This window comes from Enterobacter sp. C4G1, from assembly GCF_052886895.1.
Map to the genome: position 1 here is coordinate 663,918 of NZ_JBQVVV010000002.1, position 26,067 is coordinate 689,984.

General features: G+C 53.2%; 26 protein-coding genes. 13 read left to right on the forward strand and 13 right to left on the reverse strand.

The genetic code is table 11. The annotated features are described in order from the left end of the window. Positions 1-80 precede the first annotated feature (80 nt). The gene (locus ACT9TW_RS17105) at positions 81-992 is read left to right on the forward strand and encodes a LysR family transcriptional regulator (protein WP_446493150.1); all 912 of its coding nucleotides are present in this window, start codon (positions 81-83) and stop codon (positions 990-992) included. A gap of 5 nt (positions 993-997) precedes the next feature. Here ACT9TW_RS17105 and dsbG read toward each other — a convergent pair whose 3' ends face one another. The 8 genes from dsbG to ACT9TW_RS17145 form a co-directional block, all read right to left on the reverse strand. Beyond that, the gene (gene dsbG / locus ACT9TW_RS17110; protein WP_446493151.1) at positions 998-1,759 is read right to left on the reverse strand and encodes a thiol:disulfide interchange protein DsbG; all 762 of its coding nucleotides are present in this window, start codon (positions 1,757-1,759) and stop codon (positions 998-1,000) included. A 145-nt stretch (positions 1,760-1,904) separates the two neighbouring features. Then, positions 1,905-2,486, reverse strand: coding sequence for a cytochrome b/b6 domain-containing protein (locus tag ACT9TW_RS17115; protein WP_182063579.1), 582 nt, complete (start codon positions 2,484-2,486; stop codon positions 1,905-1,907). Between the two features lie 146 nt (positions 2,487-2,632). Then, entirely contained in the window at positions 2,633-3,193 is a 561-nt protein-coding gene (locus tag ACT9TW_RS17120; RefSeq protein ID WP_446493853.1) for an RNA polymerase sigma factor, read from the reverse strand. A 5-nt stretch (positions 3,194-3,198) separates the two neighbouring features. Then, positions 3,199-3,612 carry a hypothetical protein gene (locus ACT9TW_RS17125; protein ID WP_446493152.1) on the reverse strand — a complete coding sequence of 138 codons (414 nt, stop codon included), beginning with the start codon at positions 3,610-3,612 and terminating at the stop codon, positions 3,199-3,201. Between the two features lie 132 nt (positions 3,613-3,744). Further along, entirely contained in the window at positions 3,745-5,295 is a 1,551-nt protein-coding gene (locus ACT9TW_RS17130) for a methyl-accepting chemotaxis protein (RefSeq protein ID WP_446493153.1), read from the reverse strand. Between the two features lie 194 nt (positions 5,296-5,489). After that, the gene (locus ACT9TW_RS17135) at positions 5,490-6,704 is read right to left on the reverse strand and encodes a diguanylate phosphodiesterase (protein ID WP_446493154.1); all 1,215 of its coding nucleotides are present in this window, start codon (positions 6,702-6,704) and stop codon (positions 5,490-5,492) included. Positions 6,705-6,893: 189 nt separating this feature from the next. Continuing rightward, the gene (locus ACT9TW_RS17140; RefSeq protein ID WP_446493155.1) at positions 6,894-7,811 is read right to left on the reverse strand and encodes a DUF2971 domain-containing protein; all 918 of its coding nucleotides are present in this window, start codon (positions 7,809-7,811) and stop codon (positions 6,894-6,896) included. Beyond that, positions 7,812-9,308: an alpha/beta hydrolase gene (locus ACT9TW_RS17145; protein ID WP_446493156.1), complete on the reverse strand. Its 1,497-nt coding sequence runs from the start codon at positions 9,306-9,308 to the stop codon at positions 7,812-7,814. Between the two features lie 267 nt (positions 9,309-9,575). Between ACT9TW_RS17145 and ACT9TW_RS17150 the strand changes: the two genes are divergently transcribed. The 8 genes from ACT9TW_RS17150 to ACT9TW_RS17185 are packed head-to-tail and all read left to right on the forward strand — an operon-like array spanning position 9,576 to position 17,387. Further along, on the forward strand, positions 9,576-10,430 hold the full coding sequence (locus ACT9TW_RS17150; RefSeq protein ID WP_182061159.1) for a MurR/RpiR family transcriptional regulator: 855 nt from the start codon (positions 9,576-9,578) through the stop codon (positions 10,428-10,430). A 12-nt stretch (positions 10,431-10,442) separates the two neighbouring features. Further along, positions 10,443-11,018, forward strand: coding sequence for a D-alanyl-D-alanine dipeptidase (gene ddpX, locus ACT9TW_RS17155; protein ID WP_446493157.1), 576 nt, complete (start codon positions 10,443-10,445; stop codon positions 11,016-11,018). 15 nt (positions 11,019-11,033) lie between these two features. After that, positions 11,034-12,566, forward strand: coding sequence for an ABC transporter substrate-binding protein (locus tag ACT9TW_RS17160; protein WP_446493158.1), 1,533 nt, complete (start codon positions 11,034-11,036; stop codon positions 12,564-12,566). A 23-nt stretch (positions 12,567-12,589) separates the two neighbouring features. Further along, positions 12,590-13,612, forward strand: coding sequence for an ABC transporter permease (locus ACT9TW_RS17165; RefSeq protein ID WP_446493159.1), 1,023 nt, complete (start codon positions 12,590-12,592; stop codon positions 13,610-13,612). Further along, positions 13,609-14,502 carry a D,D-dipeptide ABC transporter permease gene (gene ddpC / locus ACT9TW_RS17170; RefSeq protein ID WP_446493160.1) on the forward strand — a complete coding sequence of 298 codons (894 nt, stop codon included), beginning with the start codon at positions 13,609-13,611 and terminating at the stop codon, positions 14,500-14,502. The genes ACT9TW_RS17165 and ddpC overlap by 4 nt, the downstream gene beginning before the upstream one ends. Next, the gene (locus tag ACT9TW_RS17175) at positions 14,502-15,488 is read left to right on the forward strand and encodes an ABC transporter ATP-binding protein (RefSeq protein WP_446493161.1); all 987 of its coding nucleotides are present in this window, start codon (positions 14,502-14,504) and stop codon (positions 15,486-15,488) included. The genes ddpC and ACT9TW_RS17175 overlap by 1 nt, the downstream gene beginning before the upstream one ends. Beyond that, entirely contained in the window at positions 15,481-16,410 is a 930-nt protein-coding gene (locus ACT9TW_RS17180; RefSeq protein ID WP_446493162.1) for an oligopeptide/dipeptide ABC transporter ATP-binding protein, read from the forward strand. The genes ACT9TW_RS17175 and ACT9TW_RS17180 overlap by 8 nt, the downstream gene beginning before the upstream one ends. Continuing rightward, a complete protein-coding gene (locus tag ACT9TW_RS17185) occupies positions 16,410-17,387 on the forward strand; it encodes a mannuronate-specific alginate lyase (protein ID WP_446493163.1) in 978 nt (325 codons plus the stop codon). Before ACT9TW_RS17180 ends, ACT9TW_RS17185 begins: the two co-directional genes overlap by 1 nt. Here the strand turns inward: ACT9TW_RS17185 and ACT9TW_RS17190 are convergent. Continuing rightward, on the reverse strand, positions 17,384-18,133 hold the full coding sequence (locus tag ACT9TW_RS17190) for an SDR family oxidoreductase (RefSeq protein WP_446493164.1): 750 nt from the start codon (positions 18,131-18,133) through the stop codon (positions 17,384-17,386). The genes ACT9TW_RS17185 and ACT9TW_RS17190 overlap by 4 nt on opposite strands. Before the next feature lie 157 nt (positions 18,134-18,290). Between ACT9TW_RS17190 and ACT9TW_RS17195 the strand changes: the two genes are divergently transcribed. Continuing rightward, positions 18,291-19,196: a LysR family transcriptional regulator gene (locus ACT9TW_RS17195; protein ID WP_446493165.1), complete on the forward strand. Its 906-nt coding sequence runs from the start codon at positions 18,291-18,293 to the stop codon at positions 19,194-19,196. A gap of 22 nt (positions 19,197-19,218) precedes the next feature. Here the strand turns inward: ACT9TW_RS17195 and ACT9TW_RS17200 are convergent, their stop codons facing one another. From ACT9TW_RS17200 to ACT9TW_RS17210, 3 genes are all read right to left on the reverse strand, one after another. Further along, a complete protein-coding gene (locus tag ACT9TW_RS17200; protein ID WP_446493166.1) occupies positions 19,219-19,647 on the reverse strand; it encodes an OsmC family protein in 429 nt (142 codons plus the stop codon). A 133-nt stretch (positions 19,648-19,780) separates the two neighbouring features. Beyond that, a complete protein-coding gene (locus ACT9TW_RS17205; RefSeq protein WP_446493167.1) occupies positions 19,781-20,827 on the reverse strand; it encodes an NAD(P)-dependent alcohol dehydrogenase in 1,047 nt (348 codons plus the stop codon). 112 nt (positions 20,828-20,939) lie between these two features. Further along, complete coding sequence (locus tag ACT9TW_RS17210) at positions 20,940-21,815, reverse strand: LysR family transcriptional regulator (protein ID WP_446493168.1); 876 nt, start codon at positions 21,813-21,815, stop codon at positions 20,940-20,942. A gap of 111 nt (positions 21,816-21,926) precedes the next feature. On the opposite strand from ACT9TW_RS17210, the gene ACT9TW_RS17215 reads away from it, so the two are divergent. The 3 genes from ACT9TW_RS17215 (at position 21,927) to ACT9TW_RS17225 (ending at position 24,888) form a co-directional block, all read left to right on the forward strand. Next, on the forward strand, positions 21,927-22,778 hold the full coding sequence (locus tag ACT9TW_RS17215) for a Vmh family MBL fold metallo-hydrolase (protein WP_446493854.1): 852 nt from the start codon (positions 21,927-21,929) through the stop codon (positions 22,776-22,778). Between the two features lie 100 nt (positions 22,779-22,878). Continuing rightward, on the forward strand, positions 22,879-23,016 hold the full coding sequence (gene sra / locus ACT9TW_RS17220) for a stationary-phase-induced ribosome-associated protein (protein WP_315688671.1): 138 nt from the start codon (positions 22,879-22,881) through the stop codon (positions 23,014-23,016). Positions 23,017-23,190: 174 nt separating this feature from the next. Further along, positions 23,191-24,888 carry an NAD-dependent malic enzyme gene (locus ACT9TW_RS17225; RefSeq protein WP_446493169.1) on the forward strand — a complete coding sequence of 566 codons (1,698 nt, stop codon included), beginning with the start codon at positions 23,191-23,193 and terminating at the stop codon, positions 24,886-24,888. 25 nt (positions 24,889-24,913) lie between these two features. Here the strand turns inward: ACT9TW_RS17225 and ACT9TW_RS17230 are convergent, their stop codons facing one another. Further along, positions 24,914-25,741, reverse strand: a complete 828-nt coding sequence (locus tag ACT9TW_RS17230; protein ID WP_446493170.1) for an HNH endonuclease — start codon at positions 25,739-25,741, stop codon at positions 24,914-24,916. Positions 25,742-26,067 lie beyond the last annotated feature (326 nt).

The window sequence follows — 26,067 nt, forward strand, 5'->3', positions numbered from 1 at the left end:
GATTGTTTTTAATAACGTGATAAACAGCCTTTCCGTTGTTACTGTGTAGACATAGATTCAACAATAAAGGCGTTCACAGAATGCGCAAGACAGACCATCTGGGCGGCATCACCGCGTTCGTCATAACAGCACATCAGGGCAGCTTTACCGCTGCGGCAGAACAACTGGGCTTAACGAAGTCAGCCGTTGGGAAGAGCGTGAGCCGTCTTGAAGCGAGACTTAGCGTGACGCTGTTTCAACGTTCAACGCGGCGGCTGAGCCTGACCCCAGACGGTGAGCGATTTTTGGCAAGCTGCCAGAGCGCAATCGACATTCTGGACCAGGCAGAATCGGAATTAACATCTCATATCCGCAGCCCTTCAGGCAGGCTCCGGCTGGATTTACCGGCCGCGTTTGGCCGGCAACGTATTTTGCCTCTGTTGCTGCCCATCACTCAACGTTACCCCGAACTTACGCTAACGGTGACCTTCAGCGACAGATTTGTTGACCCTATTGAAGAAGGCATTGACCTGGTTATCCGCATTGGGGAATTAACAGACAGCAGCGGCCTGGTTGCACGGACGTTAACCACGCAAAAGCTGGCGATCTGCGCTTCGCCAGAGTATCTGCATGAACAGGGGGAACCTGCATCTCCTGACGAGTTGCATCGACATCGCTGCGTGGTTGGGTTTCGTCGCAATCAGCCACTCTCCTGGCGACTCAAAGGCCCTGATGGCCACATCACCCGGGTAACACCACCCGCAACGTTCGAATTTTCCGATGGCGATGCCATGCTAGCCGCCACGCTTTCCGGCTGTGGGTTATCCCAGTTACCACTGTGGCTGGTCAGAAAACATATCGAAAGTGGTGCTTTAAGAGAAGTGCTGACGGCGCATTCCGGTGGTGAAATGCCCATCAGCGCATTATGGCCTAAAAGCCGTCATCTGCTGCCAAAAATACGTCATGTTGTCGACATTCTGGTCAGAGCTGCACAAGACGGGCTTCTGGATTAAGGCCGTCACTGTGGTTTTGGTCCAAACATCTCCAGCAGCTGTTTTTCGTCTGGCATGCCGACCACCTGCTGAAGTTCGTTTTTAGCATTCAGATAATAAATAGCTGGCGTGGCATTGGCCCCCAGCGAATCCATGATCTTCTGATGCTGTTGCAGGATGTTAAAGGTTGCGTGCGAGGTATCGCCTTGTGTTTTCGGCAGCGTTTTACCGCCGGAAAGCTCATAGTCCCGCCAGGCGCTGACAGGGTCTTCCGCATTGAGAATGGCGGAGGCATTACGCCCACTGTTCGGATTGAGAAACGCCACCAGCAGCGTATTCAGCTGGACCTTGCCCGCTTTCACCCAGGGCTGAGCCTCAGACCAGAACGTCTTGCAATACGGACAGAATGGATCGGCAAAGACGAACACCTTACGCGGGGCGGTATCCGCACCCTCTTTCAGCGGATGCGCCGCATTGAGCGTTTTCCACATCTCTTTGCCCAGCGGAATGTAGATTTCCTTCTGGAAGTACTCTTCGCTCAGGTTTTTACCTTTATCATCATAAAGATAACCAGAGATCACATGCTTGCCGTCTGGGGTCAAAAAAAGCGTGACGCCCATGTCCTGATATTGCCCCAGCCAGCCAGACGCCCCACCAGGGGCATCAATTTTCTTTATAATTTTAATACCCTGCTGCTCACTGAAGTTCTTCACCACGTCAGGAACGGCTTCTGTTGCGTGTGCCAGACCGGACAGCGCCAGCACTGAAAGTAACAGTAATTTCTTCATTCTCATCTCCGGCATTATCGGGGGCCGCCGTAGACCCCTTTAGCTTAGGGTTATCCAGCGCGTACTGTTCCGCAAAAGCGCGGCAGAATCAACCCGCCGTAATGGAAGTGTGAGATTGAAATTGAACGGAATTTAATGACGGGCTTTACCCGTTAACGGAATTTTTCCTTTGGCTACGAACGATAAGGAATATATGAATCAGCCCCATCGCACCATGCGCCCAGAAATAAGCCTCAATAAATACCGTCAAAAATTTATGAAAATGCAGCATGCTTTCTGTCAGCGCTGATGATGGCCCGTAAAGGGTATTAAGTACAAACCAGAGCCCACCACACATGGCAACGCCCAGTAGTGACAGCACGCCAAGCCCCTGGATTAATGCCGCAATTCCGCCGGCATGAGCGTCAGGAAGACGGAATGAGAAAAGCACTTTGATGTCTTCAATTACCCCCTTAAAATCAAGGGCAAGCCAGGCAAAATAGTAACGAAATCCTCGCTGTTTCAACATCCAGCCAAGCATGATAACGCCAAGAACAATCAGTGCCAGGCCAGATATAATATGGAACCATGTGACGATGCCAGTCAGCGATAAACTACTTAGTGCCTCGCGCTCTGTAAGGTTCGAGTTAACTATCTGCAACAGGACCAATACGGCCACGATAATATGCAGCATCCGGAAAAAGGGAGTGTCCTGGTGCGGAAGTGCATTTCGTAATTGTTCGTTCATCATTCAGCCCTTCTGTCAGGGATTAACCTTATCAGTATTGCGCCTATTAATTAACGAAACCTTAACCTCTGAACGGATTAAACAACGAATAATGATCCTGAAAACACCGGCATCGTCATACCCGACAGCCCCTTATTCCCACGACCTCACTCCCCTGTCAGGGCATCATAAATATCCCGCAAACGGGTACGTAGATACAGCACAGCTTTATGTTTGCGGGATAAAAGCGTCTGCACACTGACACCCGACTCATCCGCCAGCGCTTTCATGCTATAGCCCTGAAGTTCTGTTTTCTCGAATACCTCTCGCTGAAGCGACGGCAGTTCGGACAATGCCTGCCCGAGTTCTTCCCACAACAGCGTTTTCAGGTACTCCTCTTCCGGGGTGTTCGGCACACCAAAGAGTGTTTCTGCAATCTCATCTTCAGCGAATTCCCCGTCATCATCTGCCGTAAAATAGCCTGAAAGCGGTGATTCCCGTTTCTTGCGCGCCCGGTCGGTCATTTCATTACGCGCCGCGCGAAACAACCACGCGGCGACATTCTCGACCGGCTGCTCAACGTTTAGCAGCTGGTAAGTCACTTCCTGGACAATATCGTCGGCATCCTCGCGTACGCTAGTCCGCCCGCGAATAAAGGCTTTCAACCGTGCACGACAGGCATTGAGCGCCGACACCAGCAATGATCCGCCTGCCATCCCGGTTTTCATCTCACTCACTCTGCGTCCGGCGATTTTGCCGCACTGTCATCCCGTTTATCTTCACGATGACCGCGCCAGCCGCAATGACCGTGGCGTCCAAAACCTTCGCGCCGTTGCTGGATAAAGGCTTCACGCTGCTCAGGCGTCATGTTCATCCAGCGCTCGTGCATACGGCGATGCGCACCAAACATCCCCGGGCGGAAACCAAGGCCACCAAACAGAATACGGCACAGAACCAGTAATCCCAGCGCCTGCCAGAATCCAATGACTTTAACGCCCAGAATGGCAGGCAGAAGCGCGTTCCACAGGGACATCACCAGCAGGCCAAGCACTACAAACAACAATGCGCCAATCACCAGGGCTTTACCCATACGATGACGACCAAAACCGCGCCCATGGCCTCTTGCGTGCATATCAAAATCTCTCATTGTTTTTTCCTCATTACAGTAACTGATTATGGCTTGAGATGAGGTAGACGAATGAGCGAGAAGAATATTGCTAAAAAAATGAAAAAATATCTGAGGGTGTGTTCAGGGGGATCGCTCCCCCCGACAGGAGAGTTACGCCCGCGCAGGCAGGCTAAAGCTTGAAATACTATGCGACAGATGTTGCGCCTGCTCTTCCAGAGACGCGGCAGCGGCTGCAGACTCCTGCACCAGCGCGGCGTTTTGCTGCGTGACGCCATCCATCTCGGTCACCGCCTGGCCCACCTGGCCAATACCCCGGCTCTGCTCTTCAGAAGCAACTGAAATCTGCTCCATCAGCGTATTTACTTTATTAACCGACGTGATAATCGAGTCAATCACGTCACCTGAGCGGTGCACCAGCTCTGCGCCATTCTTAACGCTGGCGACCGACTGGGCGATCAGGCTTTCGATATCTTTCGCAGCAACCGCACTCTTCTGGGCAAGTGTGCGGACTTCACTGGCGACAACCGCAAATCCGCGTCCCTGCGTTCCGGCGCGAGCCGCTTCAACCGCCGCATTCAGCGCCAGGATGTTGGTCTGGAATGCGATACTGTTAATGACGCTGGTAATATCTTCAATACGTTTCGAGTTGGCCGCAATGGTGTTCATCGTCTCGATAACTTCACGCGTTACGGCTTCACCGGTATGGGCGTTTTTCACTGCATCCTGCACCAGCTTGCCCGCCTGATTCACGTTTTCAGTGTTATTGGCCACGGTCGCACTCAGCTCTTCCATACTGGCGGCGGTCTGTGTCAGGGCGGAAGCTTGTTGCTCGGTACGTGAAGCAAGATCAATATTCCCGGAAGCAATTTCCTGCGCGGCATGGGTTACCGTATGGCTGGCGTCGCGAACCTGAGAGATGGTATCAAGCAGCGCGAGGCGCATCTGCTCCATCGAGCCCATCAGGTTGTCAATTTCATTGCTGGAGTTGGCTTTCACCGGGACAGCGTGAGTCAACTCACCGGCGGCAATCTGACTACAGTGTTCACGGGCCAGGTTTACTGGCGCAAAAATAAAGCGTTTCATCAGCAGGCTGACCGCAATAATCACCGCCACAAACAGAATCGCAAATGTAGCGATAAGCCAGAGACCAGAAACAAAATTACTGCTCGCATCTTCATTCAGGCTTTTGGCGTATTTCTGGTGAACCGACAGTACCTGATCAAGCACGATTTCGTATTTACGGTCGAGCTGAGAAACCGTGGTGATGAGTGCGTTGAATTTCGTCACATCATGCGCTTGCGCGGCGTCAATCAGCGGCTCCAGCCCCTGATTACGGTAGTTTTGCCAGGCTTCCTGATACGCGCTCACCAGTGGGGTTTCATCTTGCAGACGCGGTGCGGCCATAAAAGCGGCAAAGGCGCTATCGGCTTTGCCCAGCGCCGCTTTAACAGACGACAGCTTCTCAGCCTGATCGGCTGAATCCCCTGCTTCCACCATTTTCACATACTCCATAACCCTTACACGCAAAGTACGGCTATGGTTGATGGGGTCAATAATGGACAGCACGACCTGGATTTCTTTGTTCACATCATCCAGTGAGTTATTACTTTTAATGATAAGCCCGACGCTTGTGAACGTGCTGGCTACAAAGAAAAACAGCAGGGAGAACAGTATAAAGAGGGACGATTTTTTCAACGACATGGGCAGATACCTTAGGGATAGACATTACCTATGGTTATCGGCTTATTCATAACATTATTTAATTAAAATTATTGTATTATTAAGTAAAGTCACCAGACCATCGCTCTGTTTAATATCAATCAGTTATCTATAAAAACGTGCGGGAAAAGCATTTATTTTAGTATCCAAAATTAATCTGTTTGTCGGCTAATGAATTAACAGGAAACCTGCGGCCAGTGGATATCACCGACACCATTAAGCTGAGGCCGCGCAAACAAGAATCCCTGGAAACGTCGGATACCGGCAGACTCTAACCAGCACCATTCTTCTATCTTCTCGATCCCTTCCGCCACCAGCGAAATTTCCATATCGGTACAGCAACTGACAATCGATTTCACAATCGCCTGCTTCGGGCCACTTAAATGAATATTGCTGACGATCTCCCGGTCGATCTTGATCTTGTCGGGCTGGAACCGGGTCAACAGAGAAAGCCCGGCATAGCCGGAGCCAAAATCATCAATCGCTAAGCCAATACCTTCGGCACGCAGCTGTTTTATAGCGCTGTTAAACTGATTAAAGCCGGAGATCATCTCGTTTTCCGTAACCTCGATAACCACCTGCTCGGGCTGGAGTCCGTGAAGCTTGATTTGATCCACCAAAAATTCCACCGCACCCGGCACATTCACCAGCGACATGGGCAGAAGGTTAACTGCTATTTTATGGCCGCCAATGCCAATTTTTTCGGCCAGCGCGAATGCATACGTCTTGGTCTGTAGGTCCACTTCATAGACTTTATCCTGATCGAGGGTCTTAAAGAAATGCTCCGGACTTCCGCCGTCATTACTGCGGATCAGGGCTTCAAGTGAGGAGATTTTACCTTCGCCAGGTTCAACAATCGGTTGCAACGCAAACTGGCAAACTTGATTGGCAATCGGCACGCCAACACTCCCGCCAAAACGGGTATTTTCTTTTGCGAGTGTCCATTTATCGGCATTTAACGCAGCGCCTGAATGTGCGGTTTTTTTCCTGGTAATAAACGACTGGATAAATTTAAACACCCGATCATCAGATGCCAGATAGTTTTCCAGTTTGCTGTAATGCAGGACCGATTCCAGCACCGCACTGGGGGATTCAATGCGCAGATCAAAAAGCAACATACCGACATTTTCGAAGCGTCTGCGCGGACCGTAGTCCCGCATCAACTCAACCACATCATTGTGCCGTTTATCGTCACGGATCCGATGAAATAGCTTAACGACGTCCTCTTCAGCGCCTTCCAGAATTTGCAGAATGTTCTGTCCATCGAACAGCAAAATCCCGGTGATGTTCAGCAACGCATTACGATGTCTGGCTTTCTTTACCAGAGCGCTAAGCTGAGTAGATTTACAGGATGAATTTAACTGGCTTCGATAAATGAGTGTAGTAAGCACAGAAACTGTTCCCGATGTGATTTTTACGCCTGTAACCTCTTGTTTAGCATAATTTCTAAATGTCGACTAATTATATTACTTCTATAAATTGTTTTAAGATTTTCCCGGTTAAGTATAAGTGAAATTGATACGTAAAGGCACCGATCCCGATGCCGAGATCAACGCCATACGTCACCTGAAGGTGGCTTTTTATCCCCGGTAAGGGATAGATGATGGGGTGATTTTGACGCCCAAGTAACCGTTAACCCTGAGCAGCAGCTCTATTCCCTTTTTGACCTGCATAAAGTCTTCGCACGGCCCAACTTTTATCTCTCGTAACGGCAATGTTATCTTCTTTTTCTTTTCTTCTTCCTCGGTGTCTTTCTTTACGTCCGCCAACGTGACGGGGATGTAAGGAATAATGGTTTTACCGTTATTTCTGAATTGAATTTTGTCACTGCCAAAACTGTTTCTTATCACGATACGGTACTCTTCTTCTTCGCGAAAACCACGGTGTTTGAAGAAGGGCGCAACCTGCGAAATCATATGCTGGATATATCCAGACTGGTTTGCATCATCAGGGATAATTGCCTGCTCATACGTTTCATATTCATCGATGTAGGTCTGGATTTTTTCTTTGAACTCAGGCGTTTGCTCCGGCTCTGTATAGGTAACCTCATTTTGTATGAGGTAAAATTTCTCTACGGGAATGGTTTTATTAAGGAATGTAATCTCGCGCTTAATAAAACTTTCAAACATCTCCATCAGCAGTTGCTGATCGAAAACTAGCGATACCCCTTGGGCTTTCCCGCTGTAACCACGCCACTGGCTTAGCAGGTCTGCATTTCGGCAAAAGCTGACCGTAAAGATATCGTCAATCACCTGATCTTCAAGCTGTTCGATCGCAGCGGTAACATCCTGATCCCACTCGTCAAAATACACTGGTGACGGCATCAGTTGCAGAGCTTTTTTTGCACAGTTCAGGCCGTGAAGGAGTTCTGACTTATCATTCAGGAATGAGAGATTTGTCGCCCAGAATGCGCCAGACCCAATAATTCCTGTCAGCCCTGTCAAATCGGTGTAATGACATAATGTTTGGTGACTGCACATAAAAATCTCCTGTGACATTTATTTTGTCTCTCCTGGATTCGATATCCCACCAATATGCCTGTCGATCCGCTCCTGCATATAGTCATAAAAAGGATTCGATGTGACCCGCATCAGCGTATCTTTGCCAACGCTCAGCACCGATGTCTCCCCCCACAACGAAACGGTTCCCAGACTGATACCATACTGGTTTTTCACCTTCGGACGGCTGCCGTACAGCGAATCATCGGGCGGGAATGGCACCGCGATATGCGACAGTGAGTACACATCCTGCGGATACGGTGTGGTCAAGGGCACAACCTGTGCCTCCAGGCTTCCGGCTGGTGTGGTTCTGGCAATGGTGTCGAACGAGTGGGCGCTGGCGTTTGTAATAATTGTGACACTGTAACGCCTTGCGGCAGCGGGCAGCAGCTCAGAGACAGCCGTCCACGACGACGCCCTGAACAGCGGACGGAAAATGGCGGCCTGGTTAATATCAAACATCACCAGTTCGCTGCCGTTTGCAGGGAGCTGGTCGAACAGCTCGGTGACCACAGCCCGGGTACTGACCGTTGAATCCATCACTGACTGAAATGCCATGACAGGTGGTAATGAGACTAGCCTGTTCTCTCTTGCGTCGCGGCTGAGCTGTTGTTGCAGCGCCTGGGTAAGTAACCAGGACTGACGGGCAGCATTAACCGGGAATGAATTGTATTTATAGGGGTTATACTCCGGGGCGATATTCAGCCATGCTGCTTTAGCAAATGCCGGGAGCATCGCGGGTAAACCGGCAAGACCGGCAAAACGCGCAAACGCCGTGACGCCTATCATCGGGGAAAGTAATACCAGCTGCTGCGGCTTACGAAGCTGCGGGGAATCCAGACTATCGAGCGCATATTTCATGACCAGCGCCCCGCCGTTGGAATATCCCACCAGATGCAGCGGCACATTATCACCCGCCAGACGTGTCGCCTCCCTCACCGCAAGACGCGTTACGGCAAGCCAGGTTTCCCACTCCACATCGGTGAGCGCGCCCGGCGCAGTTCCGTGCCCTGGCAGGCGTGGGGCGACCGCCACAAATCCCCGCTGCTGGTAATCAACCGCAAGATGCCGGACGCTATAGGGTGAATCCGTCAGCCCATGCAGCAGCACCACGGCCCCGCGCGGCTTCCCGGCGGGCATCAATACAAACGAACGGTTAGCGTCAGGCGAGAACTGACCGGGCCACACCAGGCTGTGACGGTAAAAACGGTTAAGCGGCGTACGTTCGCTCACCTCGGTTTTGTCCGTCACCTGACTGCGCAGTTCACTAAATATGGCGTTTTCCCGGGTGAGGTATTGCGCAAAGCTGGCGTGGTCAATCTCTGCGACCGACATCTCATCTGCAGTCCAGGTATGCCATACGTGCAGCGCCGGCCCTTTTTGCGAAGCATAAATGCGGATCGCGAGCAGTACAATCAGCACCACGCCGATCACCAGCGCAATTTTCTTTGCAAGAACCATCAGACGCATACTGATGCGCCACGGCAGGTTAGCCATGCCGATATCCTTTTCCTTTTCACAATTCCTTTTATCTTAACAAAAATGTGAAGGCACTGACGTATTCACCAAAATCATACCCTGCCCTCCGCTCACTGCACCAAAAGTGAACTACGCTGCACAAATGTTGATCATTGGTTAAGCAAATATTGCATTAACTTTGCAGCGCAGGCGGAAAATCACGCCATGCGAACATGGCACGCGCCGTGCATTGTTAATCAGATAACAACAACCCGGCGTTTGACAGCCTATTAACAGCGAGGCGGCATGACGATAAAACCAGAGATGATGAGCCGCATTGAAGCGACCTTCAGCCAGCTCACGCCAAGTGAAAAACGCGTGGCGAGCTGGATGCTGGCGCATGGTGCGCAAATCCCGTTCGAAACAGCGGAAAGCGTTGCCCTGGCGACCGGTACCAGCGGGATCACCGTGGGCCGCTTCCTGCGTAAGCTCGGCTATCGCAATCTGGAAGACGCCAAAAAAAGTCTGCGCGATCCTTATCAGCCCTGGGGAATGAACGATCGCCTCGACTCCTGGCAACAGCAGCGCCCGCTCTCTGACCGCGTTCAGCATTCGTTATCGCTCGAAGTGGACGCCATTACCCAGGTTTATCAGCTGGCGCAAAGTGACACCTTTAAACAGGTCGTTCACCGTTTAACCCATGCTGATGCCGTATTCGTGCTGGGGATCCAGTCTACGCGCGGGATAGCCAACGCCTTCTTCAGCCATCTGGAATATCTGCGCCCGCGCGTCAGCTATTCGGAAGGGTTATCCGGCAGTTGGGTTGAGTCACTGAACTCCGGGTTTGCGCACCCCTATATCGTGCTCACCGATACCCGCGCCTATTCTGCCATCGCCCGTCAGTACTGCCGCGTGGCGAGTGAAAAGAACATTCCCATGGCGCTTATTACCGACATCTGGTGCCCGTGGGCGCGGGATTATCCTGTCGATCTGCTCCAGGTGAAAACCGATACCGGTCATTTCTGGGATTCGCTGGCACCGGTGAGCTGTTTGTTCAACCTGCTGCTGTCGGGCGTGGTGGAAGCGCTGGGTGATGCGCTCCCGGCGCGTCTGGCAGTCAACCGACAATTACAACAAGAGTTTGGTCAATTCGAACGCTAAAGGAGCGGAGCTATGCCCGAAGAGTGTCAACTGGTTGATGTGGCGAAAACCTTCCCCACGCTGCATATCGATCTCAAATACGCGACGGCCGACAACATTACCGGCCACCCTATCTATCGGGAAGCCTTGTGCCTGCTACATCCCGATGCCACTACCGCGCTGGCGAAGGCGATCAGCATCGCCACGCTCGCCGGGCTGAAACTGGTGGTGTACGACGCCTACCGGCCACAGCAGGCTCAGGCGCAACTCTGGGACGCATGCCCGGACCCGGAATACGTGGTTGACGTGGCCATTGGCTCTAACCACAGCCGCGGCACCGCCATCGACGTCACCCTGATGGACGAGCACGACAACATAATGGATATGGGAGCCGGGTTTGACGAAATGCATGACCGCTCACACCCCTATCACCCTTCTGTGCCACCGCAGGCACAGCGTAACCGCCTGCTGCTCAACGCCATTATGTTTGGCGGCGGCTTTGTGGGGATCAGCAGCGAATGGTGGCACTTTGAGCTACCGAATGCGGCCAGCTACCCCCTTCTTGACGATCGTTTTGACTGTTTTCCGTTGACGCACACATCCCTTTAAATCTGGAGCTTTGCTATGAAAACAACGATTCTGACCACTTTGATCGCCGCTACACTGGCCATGAGCGCCCCCGCAGTGCTGGCTGCAGTGCCAAAAGATATGCTGGTGATCGGTAAAGCTGCCGACCCGCAAACGCTTGATCCTGCAGTAACCATTGATAACAACGACTGGACCGTGACCTATCCGTCATATCAGCGTCTGGTGAAATACAAACCCGGAACCACCGAGGTTGAAGGCGATCTGTCGACCGGCTGGAAAGCCTCCGACGACCAGAAAGAGTGGACTTTCACCCTGACGGATAACGCAAAATTTTCCGACGGAACGCCAGTCACTGCCGAAGCGGTCAAGCTCTCCTTTGAGCGTCTGCTGAAATTGAGCCAGGGGCCGTCTGAAGCCTTCCCGAAAGATTTAAAAGTGGATGTGGTGGATGAGCACACCGTGAAATTCACCTTAAGCCAGCCGTTTGCGCCATTCCTGTATACCCTGGCGAACGACGGGGCGTCGATCATTAACCCTGCCGTACTTAAAGCCAATGCCACCGATGATGCGCGCGGCTTCCTGGCGCAAAACACCGCAGGCTCCGGGCCGTTTATGCTGAAAAGCTGGCAAAAAGGTCAGCAACTGGTGCTGGTGCCGAACCCGCACTGGCCGGGAAATAAACCGCACTTTAAGCGAGTCTCAGTGAAGATTATCGGTGAGAGCGCATCGCGTCGCCTGCAACTCTCTCGCGGCGATCTGGATATCGCCGATTCCTTGCCGGTAGATCAGCTTTCCGCCCTGAAGCAGGAAGGCAAAGTGGCTGTCGCGGAATACCCCTCTCTGCGCGTGACCTATCTGTACCTCAATAACAGCAAAGCGCCGCTGAACCAGGTGGATTTGCGTCGTGCTGTCTCCTGGGCGACGGATTATCAGGGCATGGTGAAAGGCATCCTTAGCGGGAATGGTAAGCAGATGCGCGGCCCAATCCCGGACGGCATGTGGGGCTTTGACGCAACTGCCATGCAGTACAGCTTTGATGAAGCCAAAGCCAAAGACGCGCTGGAGAAGGTTAAAGACAAACCGGCCAGCCTGACCTTCCTCTATTCCGATAACGATCCGAACTGGGAGCCTATCGCCCTGTCCACCCAGGCCAGCCTCGGTAAGCTCGGGATTAACGTCAAACTGGAAAAACTGGCTAATGCCACCATGCGTGACCGCGTCGGAAAAGGCGATTACGACATTGCTATCGGCAACTGGAGCCCTGACTTCGCCGACCCGTACATGTTCATGAACTACTGGTTTGAGTCGGACAAAAAAGGGCTGCCAGGTAACCGCTCGTTCTATGAGAACAAAGAGGTCGATTCCTTGTTGCAGGCAGCGCTGAAAACCACCGACCAGGCGGAACGCACCAAAGATTACCAGCAGGCGCAAAAGATTGTGATCGACGAGGCCGCCTATGTGTATCTGTTCCAGAAGAACTACCAGCTGGCGATGAACAAAGAGGTGAAAGGCTTCACCTTTAACCCGATGCTTGAGCAGGTGTTCAACATCGACACCATGAGCAAGTAACTGTCCGGACCGGGGAGAAGCATATGACGTTCTGGAGCATTGTGCGCCAGCGCTGCTGGGGATTACTCCTGGTAGTGGCGGGTGTCTGTATCATCACTTTTATCATTTCGCACCTGATCCCCGGCGATCCGGCTCGCCTGCTGGCCGGTGACCGCGCCAGCGACGAAATTGTGCAGGGTATTCGTCAGCAGCTTGGGCTGGATCAACCGCTCTATATCCAGTTCGGTCGCTATGTGGATGCCCTTGTACACGGCGATTTGGGGACGTCTATCCGCACTGGTCGCCCGGTAGCGGAAGATTTAAAAGCCTTCTTCCCTGCTACCCTTGAGCTGGCATTTTGCTCCTTACTACTGGCGCTGGTTATCGGTGTGCCGCTGGGGATTTTATCGGCGGTTTACCGTAACCGCTGGCTCGACCATCTGGTGCGCCTGATGGCGATGACCGGGATCTCAACCCCGGCATTCTGGCTCGGGCTTGGTGTCATCGTGCTGTTCTACGGGCATCTGCAAATCCTGCCCGGTGGTGGCAGGCTGGACGACTGGCTCGACCCGCCCGCACACGTAACCGGGTTTTATCTGGTGGACGCGCTGCTCGAAGGCAACGGCGAGGTCTTTTTTAATGCCCTGCAACACCTGATTTTACCCTCGCTGACCCTGGCATTCGTGCATCTGGGAATCGTGGCGCGCCAGGTGCGTTCCGCCATGCTGGAACAGCTGAGCGAGGATTACATTCGAACTGCCCGCGCAAGCGGGTTACCGGGATGGTACATCGTTTTACGTTACGCCTTACCCAACGCGATGATCCCATCCATCACCGTGCTTGGTCTGGCCCTTGGCGACCTGCTCTATGGCGCAGTATTAACCGAAACCGTCTTTGCCTGGCCGGGTATGGGCGCATGGGTAGTAACCTCTATCCAGGCGCTCGACTTCCCCGCCGTGATGGGCTTTGCCGTAGTGGTGTCGCTGGCTTACGTTTTCGTGAATCTGGTGGTTGATCTTCTCTATCTGTGGATTGATCCCCGCATCGGGCGCGGAGGTGCCGAATGATGTTAACCCAGGAAACGCCCGTCCCCGTTAAAAGCAACAAACCGCGCATCGACTGGGCAAAACTGTTCTGGTTGCTGCGTAAAAGCCCGCTAACGATGATTGGCGGAATGATTATGTTCCTGATGCTGGCGTTAATGCTCACCTCGCCGTGGCTTGTGCCTCACGATCCTAATGCCCTGGATCTGACCGCACGGTTACAGGCACCTTCGGCGCTACACTGGTTTGGCACCGATGAAGTGGGCCGCGATCTGTTCAGCCGCGTGCTGGTGGGAAGCCAGCAGTCAATCACTGCCGGGCTTGCCGTGGTGGTGATTGCCGGCGGGATTGGTTCGCTGCTGGGCTGTTTATCCGGGGTGCTGGGTGGACGCGGAGACGCCATCATCATGCGGGTGATGGATATCATGCTGTCGATCCCTTCCCTGGTCCTGACCATGGCGCTGGCGGCGGCACTTGGCCCCAGCCTGTTTAATGCCATGCTGGCTATTGCGATTGTGCGCATACCGTTTTACGTACGCCTGGCACGCGGGCTGACGCTGGTGGTGCGCCAGTTTACCTATGTGCAGGCTGCGCGAACGTTTGGCGCATCGCGCTGGCATCTGATCAGCTGGCATATCCTGCGTAACGCCCTGCCGCCGCTGATTGTCCAGGCCTCGCTGGATATTGGCAGCGCGATCCTGATGGCGGCCACGCTGGGGTTCATTGGTTTAGGTGCCCAGCAACCCACGGCGGAATGGGGGGCGATGGTGGCTGTGGGCCGTAACTATGTCCTCGACCAGTGGTGGTACTGCGCGTTTCCCGGTGCGGCCATTCTGATCACCGCCGTGGGCTTCAACCTGTTTGGCGACGGTATCCGCGATCTGCTTGACCCGAAATCAGGAGCGAAACAGTGATGAGCGAGTCAGTTTTATCCATTGACGATTTACACCTCAGCTTCCCGGTGTTTCGCGGTGAAGTCCACGCGTTAAACCATGTGTCGCTTGAGATCAAACGCGGCGAAATTGTCGGCGTGGTGGGCGAGTCCGGTTCCGGGAAATCGGTGACGGCGATGCTGACCATGCGGCTATTGCCGGAGGGGAGCTATCACGTTCACCACGGGCAGGTGACACTGCTGGGTGAAGATGTGCTGAACGCTTCGGAAAAGCAGCTTCGCCAGTGGCGCGGGGCAAAAGTGGCGATGATATTCCAGGAGCCGATGACGGCGCTCAACCCTACACGGCGCATTGGCAAGCAGATGGTGGAGGTTATCCGCCAGCACCAGCCCCTTTCGCGCCGCGACGCGCAGAAGAAAGCCATTTCGCTGCTGGAAGAGATGCAAATCCCGGATGCAGGCGAAGTGATGGATCGTTATCCGTTCGAGCTTTCCGGCGGGATGCGCCAGAGGGTGATGATTGCCCTTGCCTTTTCCTGCGAGCCAGAGCTGATTATTGCCGATGAACCCACTACCGCGCTGGACGTAACCGTACAATTGCAGGTGTTGCGGTTGCTTAAGCATAAAGCCCGCGCCAGCGGCACGTCAGTGCTGTTTATCAGTCATGATATGGCGGTGGTGTCGCAGCTCTGCGATCGTCTGTATGTGATGTACGCCGGCAGCGTCATTGAGAGCGGAACCACCCAGACGATTATCCACCACCCGGTTCATCCGTATTCCATTGGGCTGTTGCAGTGTGCGCCGGAAAACGGTGAACCGCGCGACATGCTGCCTGCCATTCCCGGTACGGTGCCGAATCTGACCCGTTTACCGCAGGGCTGTGCTTTCCGTGAACGCTGTTTTGCCGCGGGAGCAAAATGCACCGACACGCCACGTTTAACGCCAAATGGCGCGCAGGGCCAGCTGGCAGCGTGCTGGTATCCACAACTGGAGGAACGCCATGTCTGACATTTTGCTCGAACTGGCCCATGTACACGTGAATTTCCCGGCCCGTAAAAACTGGTTGGGCCGCGTAACGGAACAGGTTCACGCTCTCAACGGGATGGATCTGAAAATCCACAAAGGCGAAACGCTGGGCATTGTCGGGGAGTCCGGCTGCGGGAAAAGCACTCTGGCACAGTTACTGATGGGGATGCTCAGACCAAGCACAGGAGATTGTCACCGGCCCAACAGCGCCAGCGGGATGCAGATGGTGTTTCAGGATCCGCTCTCGTCTCTCGACCCGCGCCTGCCGGTCTGGCGCATTATTACCGAGCCCGTTTGGGTACAAAAACGCAGCAGCGAGCGCGAACGCCGACAGCTTGCGGAAAACCTGGCCCAACAGGTGGGCATTCGCGCGGAATATCTCGACAGACTGCCACATGCGTTTTCCGGCGGGCAGCGCCAGCGCATCGCCATTGCCCGTGCGCTATCATCCGATCCCGATATCATCGTACTGGATGAACCCACCAGCGCGCTGGACATTTCCGTCCAGGCGCAGATCCTGAATCTGCTGGTAAAACTACAACAGCAACGCAATCTCACCTATGTGCTGATTTCGCATAATGTCTCCGTCGTGCGGCATATGAGCGACCGGGTAGCGGTGATGTATCTGGGGCAAATTGTCGAGTTAGGCCCTGCCCGGCAGGTGCTGAGTCAGCCGCGCCACCCGTACACCCAGCTGTTGCTCGATTCCGTCCCCAAAACCGGCGAACCGCTGGATGACAGCCTGGCGCTGCGAAAAACGGAGCTGCCAGGTAACCGGCATCTTCCTGCAGGCTGCTATTTTCGCGATCGCTGTCCACTGGCTACCGAAGGTTGCCAGGTGCCGCAGTCGTTGCAACCCGCCGCCGATGGACGCGCAGTGCGTTGCTGGCGTAAAGTCACCTGATGCGAATTGTTCTTTTTCTGGCCTGTTTACCCGTTTATACCTGTGCGGCACAGCTTGTGCCGCCGCCGGGTTTTGCCAAACCGTTACCCCACACCGGGCAAGGTAACTGTGTCACGCTCCCTGCGCCTTACACCGCAGATCTGGTGTTTCGTAGCAAATACGAAGGATCTGACAGTGCCCGCGCCACGCTCAATCCTGAAGCTGAAAAAGCCTTTCGTGACGAAACCAAACCGATAACCGATTTTGAACGCGGCATTTCGCAGATGATCTGGCGCTATAAATACACCGGTGATGCGAAAACGCGGGATTGTATCCTGAGCGGCTTTAAACAGTGGGCTGACGCCAACGCCCTGACCTCTGCCCACACCAACCATACCGGGCGGTCGATGCGTAAATGGGCGCTGGCAACCCTTGCCACCGGCTGGGTTGAACTGAAATTTATGCCCGGTTCGCCGTTAAAAGAGAATGCAGATATTGAACGCTGGTTAGCCTTGCTGGCCGACAAGGTTGTGCAGGACTGGGACGGGCTGCCGTTGGCCAAAACCAATAACCACAGCTACTGGGCCGCCTGGTCAGTGATGGCCGCGTCAGTGGCGTTAAACAGGCAGGATTTATTTAACTGGTCGGTAAAAGAGTACCGCATCGCCGCCGGGCAGATTGAAGCGGATGGCACCTTACCCAACGAACGTAAACGCCGCGAGCGGGCGGCGGCGTACCACAATTACGCCCTGCAACCGCTGGTCATGATCTCAAGCTTTGCGCAGGCCAACAGAGTTGACCTGTTACCTGAAAACCAATACGCCCTGCAACGCCTGGCAAACTGGGTTTTGCAGCATGATAACCACAATGTGGACTGGCTTGCGCTTTACTGCACCCTGACAAAATGTGACAGCGTCACGCCTTCACTGCGCGATGCCAGTCATCCACAACAAAATCGCCGCATGGGCGGCGATTTAACGGTGCTTTACCAGCCTTAAATCTGGGCCATACCGCCGTCGACAAACAGTTCAGTGGCATTGATAAAGCTGGCGGCATCAGAGGCCAAAAACGCCACCGCTTTACCCACTTCCCCAGGCGCACCTAAGCGACCCAACGGAACTTGCGCGGCAAGTGCATCGTACAAGCCCTGGCGGTGTTCTTCCGGAACTAAATCGCCAAGGCCAGGCGTTTTGATTGGGCCAGGGCTCACCACATTGACGCGGATCCCACGGCCTTGCAGATCCAGCGCCCACGAGCGGGCAAAGTTACGCACGGCCGCTTTACTGGCGCTGTAGACGCTGAAGTTTGCCGTACCTTTAATCGACACTGTAGAGCCTGTCAGAATGATGGACGAGCCGGTTGAGAGCAGCGGCAGCGCTTTTTGCACGGTAAACAGCATGCCACGCACGTTAGTGCCAAATATTCTGTCAAACTGCTCTTCAGTGATGGCGCCTAACGGCAGCATGTCACCACCACCGGCGTTGGCGAACAGGATATCAAGGCGGCCAGCCTCTTTGGCAATCTGCGCATACACCAGGTCGAGGTCAGACAATTTTGAAACGTCAGCACGGATACCCACCGCAGCGGCACCAATTTCGGCGGTCGCCGCATCCAGTTCTGCCTGACGGCGGCCAGTGATATAAACTTTTGCGCCCTGTGCTGCCAGCTCCTGTGCGGTGGCCAGACCAATACCTGTGCTACCGCCAGTGACCAGTGCAATTTTACCTGAGAGATTTTTATTCATGTGATTCACCTTCTGTTATGTGGGGTAGATGCCAGCAAAAACGGTTGAAGGGGCTTTCGCTTGCGTTGAAATCACTTTAGCGCTTGCGTGATTAGTGAAAAACCAGCAAAAATGAAAATGACTATTCACACACAGAAATAATCAGGGGGATTGCAGAGTGGATCAGTTAATGGCTATGCGCGCGTTTACCCGCGTGGTAGAAACCGGGAGTTTTACCCAGGCAGCAGATTCACTGAACATGCCCATTGCGACCCTGAGCAAGCTGGTGAAGTCGCTTGAAACCCATCTTGAGGTGCGTTTGCTGCACCGTACTACGCGTCGGGTGGTGAGCACACCGGAGGGCGAGGAATATTACGAAAAAGCCCTGCGCGTGCTGATTGATATCGAAGATATTGACACCTCGTTTCGCGTAACACGCAGCACGCCGAAGGGACATCTGCGCATTGATGTCGGGGGCTCAACCGCCCGGGATGTTCTGATCCCCCTGCTGCCCGATTTTATGCAACGCTACCCGGATATCCGCATTGATCTGGGCGTGGCGGATCGCCCTGTCGATTTGATTAGCGGCAATGTGGACTGCGTGATCCGTGGCGGCCCGCTCAATGACTCCACCCTTATCGCCCGCCATATTGGTGATGCTGAAATGGTCACCTGTACCACGCCAGATTATCTGAAAAAATACGGTATCCCGGCGTATCCGGAGGAACTGCGTAATGGCCACAGGCTGATCAGTTATTTATCACCGGCAACTGGCAGACCCTTTCCGTTCCGTTTTCGCGAAAACGGCGAGGCGCGGGAAATTACTGCCCCACACTATCTGGGAGTGAATGAAAGCAACGCCCACCTCGCGGCATCGGTCGCCGGCTTAGGCATTATCCAGACCTTTGCTTATTCCGTTAAATCACACCTGAAAGACGGCTCGATGGTTGAGATCCTCCAGGCATGGCGCCCGGCAGCGTATCCATTTCATGTGGTCTATCCGCAGAACAGACACCTGACGCATCGTTTACGCGTATTTATTAGCTGGCTTGGTGAGGTATTCCCGGCGGGGTTAAAGGGATAGCCGGGGCGGCCCCGGCCCTGACTCAGTTAAGCTTATAATCCAGCGAGATCTCTGCTTTCAGTACTTGTGACACCGGACAACCGGCTTTGGCTTTCTGGATAATGCCGTCGAACTGCTGCGGATCAATGCCAGGCACCGTAACCTGACTTTTCAGCGCAATTTTGCTTATTGCAAAACCATTGTCTGTTTTATCCAGCGACACATCCGCTGTGGTATCGATGGAATCTGCGGTGTAGCCCGCTTCACCCAGCATCAACGACAGCGCCATAGAAAAACAGGCTGCGTGCGCTGCACCAATCAGCTCTTCCGGGTTGGTACCTTTGGCGCCTTCGAAACGGGTGTTGAAGCCGTAAGGTTGTTGGTTAAGAACGCCACTCTCTGTAGAAACCGTCCCTTTTCCGCGTTTAATGTCGCCAGACCAGTGTGCCGAACCGTGTTTATGAATCGTCATCGTCGCTCTCCTTTTGCCTACAAAGGGTTAAGTATAGACAACGCATTTTTCGTAATGCCGAACACGGAATATTCTCACTTCGCATGTAAACAAACCGCATCCGGCCGGGATAGCGTGAAGCAGGAACAGGATATCAGGCGCTTAAGGTGCTCATGTCGATGACAAAACGGTACTTCACATCACTTTTCAGCATTCTTTCGAAGGCATCGTTGATCTCATCCATTTTGATCACTTCCACATCGGCAGTAATTCCGTGTTCACCACAGAAATCGAGCATCTCCTGAGTTTCGGCAATGCCGCCAATGCACGAGCCTGCCACTGACTTGCGCCCCAGGATCAGCGGCAAAGTGCTTACCGGTGGGTTATCGCCAAGGAAGCCGACAAACACCAGGGTGCCATCGAGCGTTAAGGTCGACATATAAGGGTTAATATCGTGAACGTACGGCACGGTGTCGATAATCAGGTCGAACTGATTCGCCACCGACTGCATCTGATCTGCATCCGTTGAGTAGACGATATGGTCAGCTCCAAGTCGGCGGGCGTCCGCTTCTTTCCCGGGTGAACGGGTAAAGAGCGTAACCTCTGCGCCCAGACCATGCGCCAGCTTGATGGCCATATGCCCAAGCCCGCCCAAACCAATAACGGCGACTTTACTGCCCTTGCCAACATTCCAGTGGCGCAGCGGCGACCAGGTAGTGATCCCTGCACAGAGTAACGGTGCTGCGCCTTTCAGGTCGATACCTTGCGGGATGTGAAGCACAAAGGCTTCGCTGGCGATAATCGTCTGGGAATAGCCGCCGTAAGTGGGCTGGTGATCGTGACGATCGTGACCGTTATAGGTTTGAACATTGCCCTCTTCACAATACTGCTCAAGCCCCTGTTGACACGGATTACATTCACGGCAGGAATCAACCATGCAACCAATACCGGCCAGATCTCCCGCTTTAAATTTTGTGACGCTGTCACCTACAGAGACAACCCGGCCGATAACTTCATGGCCCGGCACGATAGGATATTCGCTGAATCCCCAGTCATTACGGGCCTGATGCAAATCGGAGTGACAAACGCCGCAGTACAGGATCTCGATAACGACGTCGTCAGGACGTGGCTCGCGGCGGTCAAAGGTGAAGGGAGCCAGTGGCGCGGTTGGTGTTTTTGCTGCATAACCCAATACTTTCATCTCTTTACCTCATTTCATGGCAATGCGCAGAAGGAACCGTACAACGCTACTGCACCCCCGGTGCGCTGACTATGGATAAAAGTGGCATAGCGTAATGAGCGTAGCTCATGAATTAGCGCAGGTTGCGGGTAAGCTCATCAAGAAACACCCGTAATGCCGCAGGCTGATACTCACGTGACTGATATATACCGTAAATAGCGAGCGACTTAGGCGTGAAGGACGTAAGCACCGGCACTAAACGCCCCGATGCCAGCGCGGCCTGGGCTTCTCGTTCCGGCAGCATGGCGATGCCACAATGCTGAATCGCCGATTCCATCAACAGCGACGAGATACTGGCGCTGAGATTCCCGCTGACCGCGACGCTCACCTGCTCACCTTCAGCGGTGACAAAGTGCCAGGATTGCCCGGCAAAGAAGCTATAATGCAGGCAGTTATGATCCGCCAGGTCCTCCAGACACTGCGGCGTGCCCCGCGCGGCCAGATATTGCGGCGAAGCACACAGCACCGAGCGACACTCCCCCAGACGCCGGGCAATCATTCCGGGCTCGGGGTTATCGGTTATGCGGATAGCCACATCAATACGCTCACCCACCAGGCTCACCGGGTGGTTATTCACATCCAGCTCGACTCGCAGTTGCGGGTAGCGTGCCAGCAGCTCAGGCAACACAGGGGCAATCATATGCATTGCGGTAAAATGCGCGCAGGCGACCCGTAGCGTGCCCGACGGTAAATCTTTGGCGGACTGATCTTCTATTTCCTGGGAAATTTGCGAGAGCGAGCGCGTTTTCAGCAACACTTTTTCCCCCGCCGCCGTCAGCGTCAGTTTGCGCGTGGAACGGTTTACCAGCCGTGTTCCGGCCCACTTTTCCATCTGTTCCAGATAACGGCTGACCATCGGACGTGAGATCCCAAGCGAGCGCGAGGCGGCGCTCAGACTTCCCAGTTCGCATATCCGGTTATAGACCTGGGCGGCGATAACGCGATCCATGTAGTACTCCATCTGCTCGATTTATGAAACTAAGCATGTCTTGTTTCAGGAATTCTGGCAAATGCAGAAATCCATACAATAGAGACTTTCCTGAATAACAGAGACATGATGATGAAGCTCACCCGCCTTGCTGTACTGTGCACCCTTTTTACGCCGGCTGTTTTCGCCGCGCCGTTAACCATTGATAGCTACAACCCGCAGGAAAAAGGCATTTTTGCCGTCTCTTCCACGCTGGTGTCCGGGCCAACTGAAGCGGTGCTGTTTGATGCCCAGTTCAGTGTGAAAGACGGCGAGCAGCTGGTCGACAAAATTCGTCGCAGCGGCAAAACGCTCAATAAGATTGTGATCACCTCCGGTGATCCTGATTTCTATTTTGGCCTGCAACCGCTGGTGAAAGCCTTCCCTGACGCCAAAGTAGTGGCGACGCAAAAAGTGGTTGATCACATCAAGGCCACCAAAGACGCCAAACTTGCGTTCTGGGGCCCACAGATGAAAGACGGCGCGCCAACTACGCTGGTGGTGCCGCAGGTTATCGCCTCGACAACCTTTATGGTTGATGGTGAAAAAATCGATATTGAACAATCCGACAGCTATGCAGCATATGTGTGGATCCCGTCAGCAAAAACCATACTGGGCGGCACTGGGGTTTCATGGGGAATTCACGTCTGGACTGCCGATACCCAGAGCAAAGAGAGCCGCCAGCAGTGGCAACAGACGCTGGACAGCATGGCTGCACATAAACCTGAGCGCGTGATCCCTGGGCATTATCTTGGCACACCGCCGGCCGGAAGCGAGGCCATTGCCTTTACCCGTCAGTATCTGGCGCAGTTTGAGCAAGCACTAGCGCAACATAAAGATTCCGCAGGCGTGATTAATGCAATGAAAACCCAGTGGCCAAACCTGGCCGAAGCCAGTTCCCTGGAGCTGAGCGCCAAAGTGAATACCGGCGAAATGAAGTGGTAATGTGAAAATCTGCTAAGCTGGATTGGCAACCTAAGGGGTTACATTTCTTCCGCACACGCGGAGTTGTCCTTAAAACTATCAACAGGATTGAGGAGTACGCATGAAATCGAACCGTAAGGCACGTCATATTCTGGGACTGAACTACAAGATTTCTAACCACAAAAAAGTGGTTATCGAAGATAGCCATGAAACGGTTATCGCTCATGCAACGGGCAGAAAACGCCACGCTGACAAGTAAGTTTCCGCTTATGACGCACAACACCATCGGCAACACCGATGGTGTTTTTGTTTATGTGTTGCGGTAATTAACATTCAGCTCCTCTATAATACTGCCCGACCGAAACCCGCAGCACAGGCCAGAAAGATGACAACCGCAGTGTCAGGGACGGATCTTCAAAAAAGAGTGAGTGACATGGACAATAAACTGAAAAAACATCGTTCCCTATATATTCCCTATGCCGGACCCGTCCTGCTTGAATTCCCCCTGCTTAACAAAGGCAGCGCCTTCAGCATGGAAGAGCGCGGCAGTTTCAACCTGCTCGGCCTGTTACCAGAAGTGGTTGAAACTATCGAGGAACAGGCTGAACGCGCCTGGATCCAGTATCAAGGCTTCAAAACCGAAATCGATAAGCACATCTATCTGCGTAACATCCAGGATACTAACGAAACCCTGTTCTATCGTCTGGTGCAAAACCATCTCGAAGAGATGATGCCGGTTATCTACACCCCAACGGTGGGTGCGGCGTGTGAGCGTTTCTCTGAAATCTACCGTCGTTCCCGCGGCGTGTTTATCTCTTATCAGAACCGTCACAACATGGATGACATTCTGCAAAACGTGCCAAACCACAATATCAAAGTGATCGTGGTAACTGACGGCGAACGTATTCTGGGCCTGGGTGACCAGGGCATCGGCGGGATGGGCATTCCAATCGGTAAGCTGTCGTTGTACACCGCGTGCGGCGGTATCAGCCCGGCGTATACCCTGCCAGTAGTGCTGGATGTCGGAACCAACAACCAGCAGTTGCTGAACGATCCGCTGTACATGGGCTGGCGTCATCCGCGTATTACCGACGACGAGTACTATCAGTTTGTCGATGATTTTATCCAGGCCGTGAAGCACCGCTGGCCGGATGTGCTGCTGCAATTCGAAGATTTTGCGCAGAAAAACGCCATGCCGCTGCTGAACCGCTATCGCGATGAGATCTGCTCTTTCAACGACGATATTCAGGGTACTGCGTCCGTGACCGTTGGCACGTTGATCGCCGCCAGCCGTGCGGCAGGCAGCCAACTCAGTTATCAGAAAATCGTCTTCCTGGGAGCAGGTTCGGCGGGTTGCGGTATCGCCGAACAGATTATCGCCCAGACCCAGCGTGAAGGCTTAAGCGAAGAGCTGGCGCGCTCCCGTGTCTTTATGGTCGACCGTTTTGGCCTGCTGACCGACGCAATGCCAAACCTGCTGCCGTTCCAGACCAAGCTGGTGCAAAAACGCGATAACCTGAAAAACTGGGATACCGATAACGAAGTGTTGTCCCTGCTGGATGTGGTGCGCAACATGAAGCCGGATATTCTGATTGGCGTTTCCGGACAAACGGGTCTCTTCACCGAAGAGATTATTCGTGAGATGCACAAACACTGTGAACGCCCTATCGTGATGCCGCTCTCTAACCCGACCTCACGTGTGGAAGCGACCCCGCAGGACATCATCGCCTGGACCGAAGGCAATGCGCTGGTTGCCACCGGTAGCCCGTTTGATCCGGTGGTGTGGAAGGATAAAACCTACCCAATCGCCCAGTGCAACAACTCCTACATCTTCCCGGGAATTGGTCTGGGGGTTATTGCTTCCGGTGCATCGCGCATTACCGACGAAATGCTGATGTCTGCCAGTGAAACGCTGGCGAAGCACTCGCCGCTGGTCAATAACGGTGAAGGCCTGGTGTTGCCAGAGCTGAAAGACATTCACAAGGTGTCCCGCGCTATCGCCTTTGCGGTGGGCAAAATGGCGCAGCAGCAAGGCGTGGCAATCAAAACCTCTGCTGATGCGCTGCAACAAGCCATCGACGATAACTTCTGGATGCCGGAATACCGGAGTTATCGCCGTACCTCCATCTAAAACTGTAAGTGGGCCGCTGGCCCACTTATTTTTTGGCAGGTCGCCAGTTTTTATCTATTTTCTGTTCACCGTAATGCTCCTGCCGATGACAGTTTGGGCAAAGGGCAATGGCATTATCTACGTTGTCTTCCCCATTTTCTGATAGTGGAATAATGTGATGAACTTCTAAATAATAAGCCCCATCCTTCATACGCTGAAACGGTGCCAGGGAATGACAACATTCGCAATTATTTTGAGCCCTGAGAAGTACTTCGGCCACCACATCGGGATTACGATCGTAACGCCAGACGGAAACCTGTTTTTTCGCCGGATGAACAGACGCATTTTTCAGGCGCTTTTTTCTTTCCGCAGATTTTAGTTTTAACGCCCTGCTGACTTTGTCGTAAAAGTCTATTTCGTCGCTACCCGGAATATCTTCACTCTCCTCATGTTGCAGGTTAAGTTGTTCCTTAAGGATGGCAATGACCGACACATCCAGAGGCTTCTGGAATGTCCGCCCTGTCTGTGCAAAGTGGTTCATAAAACGATCCCAGTGACCCTCTTTACCCGCAGGAGGCAGCACTTTGCTCAGTTCGTGGCGGTTAAGAGTAATAAAATCATTCAGTTCAGAAACATCGCTTAACTGCACTCGATGGGGATAGACGCTATCCTGCTCGAAATTGATGCTTTCAATACGGTAAAGACCGCATAGCTGGTAACCCACGGATTTATGCACATTCTGGATGACAAAGACAAAGTCACCTGTATTCACATGAGTCAGCTTTTTCTCACTTTCCGCACTAACACCATACCCCTTTGTGTAATCAAAATCGGTGGTATTAGATGCACTATGATAGGCGTAAAAATAAGCCATGCACTCAATCTCCTTTTGTTTTCATATGGAATGGTATCGGCATAACGACAAAAATCTTAATGTTCAATAGTGCAGCATTCGATTATACTTTCGACACTCATTAACCCACTGAATATATAAGGAGGCCAATTATGCTGTACTGTGAAATTTTCAATGTTTCACATACATTTGGTGATCGCACCAGCTCAAGCGTTATCGATATCGTGCTGCGATAACTTCGGCTTGAGCGAAGACACCAATTCCTGAAATCCCTTCTCTCGGGCTTACTGAGTTATCGTCAGCGATGTTTGACGAGGCATAAACATGCCTGTAACTCTTGGGTAAGC

Bases quoted from the DNA above. Each gene is read 5' to 3' on its own strand.
- ACT9TW_RS17105 (WP_446493150.1), top strand. From the start codon at position 81: ATGCGCAAGACAGACCATCTGGGCGGCATCACCGCGTTCGTCATAACA.
- dsbG (WP_446493151.1), bottom strand. From the start codon at position 1,759: ATGAAGAAATTACTGTTACTTTCAGTGCTGGCGCTGTCCGGTCTGGCA.
- ACT9TW_RS17115 (WP_182063579.1), bottom strand. From the start codon at position 2,486: ATGAACGAACAATTACGAAATGCACTTCCGCACCAGGACACTCCCTTT.
- ACT9TW_RS17120 (WP_446493853.1), bottom strand. From the start codon at position 3,193: ATGAAAACCGGGATGGCAGGCGGATCATTGCTGGTGTCGGCGCTCAAT.
- ACT9TW_RS17125 (WP_446493152.1), bottom strand. From the start codon at position 3,612: ATGAGAGATTTTGATATGCACGCAAGAGGCCATGGGCGCGGTTTTGGT.
- ACT9TW_RS17130 (WP_446493153.1), bottom strand. From the start codon at position 5,295: ATGTCGTTGAAAAAATCGTCCCTCTTTATACTGTTCTCCCTGCTGTTT.
- ACT9TW_RS17140 (WP_446493155.1), bottom strand. From the start codon at position 7,811: ATGTCACAGGAGATTTTTATGTGCAGTCACCAAACATTATGTCATTAC.
- ACT9TW_RS17145 (WP_446493156.1), bottom strand. From the start codon at position 9,308: ATGGCTAACCTGCCGTGGCGCATCAGTATGCGTCTGATGGTTCTTGCA.
- ACT9TW_RS17150 (WP_182061159.1), top strand. From the start codon at position 9,576: ATGACGATAAAACCAGAGATGATGAGCCGCATTGAAGCGACCTTCAGC.
- ddpX (WP_446493157.1), top strand. From the start codon at position 10,443: ATGCCCGAAGAGTGTCAACTGGTTGATGTGGCGAAAACCTTCCCCACG.
- ACT9TW_RS17160 (WP_446493158.1), top strand. From the start codon at position 11,034: ATGAAAACAACGATTCTGACCACTTTGATCGCCGCTACACTGGCCATG.
- ACT9TW_RS17165 (WP_446493159.1), top strand. From the start codon at position 12,590: ATGACGTTCTGGAGCATTGTGCGCCAGCGCTGCTGGGGATTACTCCTG.
- ddpC (WP_446493160.1), top strand. From the start codon at position 13,609: ATGATGTTAACCCAGGAAACGCCCGTCCCCGTTAAAAGCAACAAACCG.
- ACT9TW_RS17175 (WP_446493161.1), top strand. From the start codon at position 14,502: ATGAGCGAGTCAGTTTTATCCATTGACGATTTACACCTCAGCTTCCCG.
- ACT9TW_RS17180 (WP_446493162.1), top strand. From the start codon at position 15,481: ATGTCTGACATTTTGCTCGAACTGGCCCATGTACACGTGAATTTCCCG.
- ACT9TW_RS17185 (WP_446493163.1), top strand. From the start codon at position 16,410: ATGCGAATTGTTCTTTTTCTGGCCTGTTTACCCGTTTATACCTGTGCG.
- ACT9TW_RS17190 (WP_446493164.1), bottom strand. From the start codon at position 18,133: ATGAATAAAAATCTCTCAGGTAAAATTGCACTGGTCACTGGCGGTAGC.
- ACT9TW_RS17200 (WP_446493166.1), bottom strand. From the start codon at position 19,647: ATGACGATTCATAAACACGGTTCGGCACACTGGTCTGGCGACATTAAA.
- ACT9TW_RS17205 (WP_446493167.1), bottom strand. From the start codon at position 20,827: ATGAAAGTATTGGGTTATGCAGCAAAAACACCAACCGCGCCACTGGCT.
- ACT9TW_RS17210 (WP_446493168.1), bottom strand. From the start codon at position 21,815: ATGGATCGCGTTATCGCCGCCCAGGTCTATAACCGGATATGCGAACTG.
- ACT9TW_RS17215 (WP_446493854.1), top strand. From the start codon at position 21,927: ATGAAGCTCACCCGCCTTGCTGTACTGTGCACCCTTTTTACGCCGGCT.
- sra (WP_315688671.1), top strand. From the start codon at position 22,879: ATGAAATCGAACCGTAAGGCACGTCATATTCTGGGACTGAACTACAAG.
- ACT9TW_RS17225 (WP_446493169.1), top strand. From the start codon at position 23,191: ATGGACAATAAACTGAAAAAACATCGTTCCCTATATATTCCCTATGCC.
- ACT9TW_RS17230 (WP_446493170.1), bottom strand. From the start codon at position 25,741: ATGGCTTATTTTTACGCCTATCATAGTGCATCTAATACCACCGATTTT.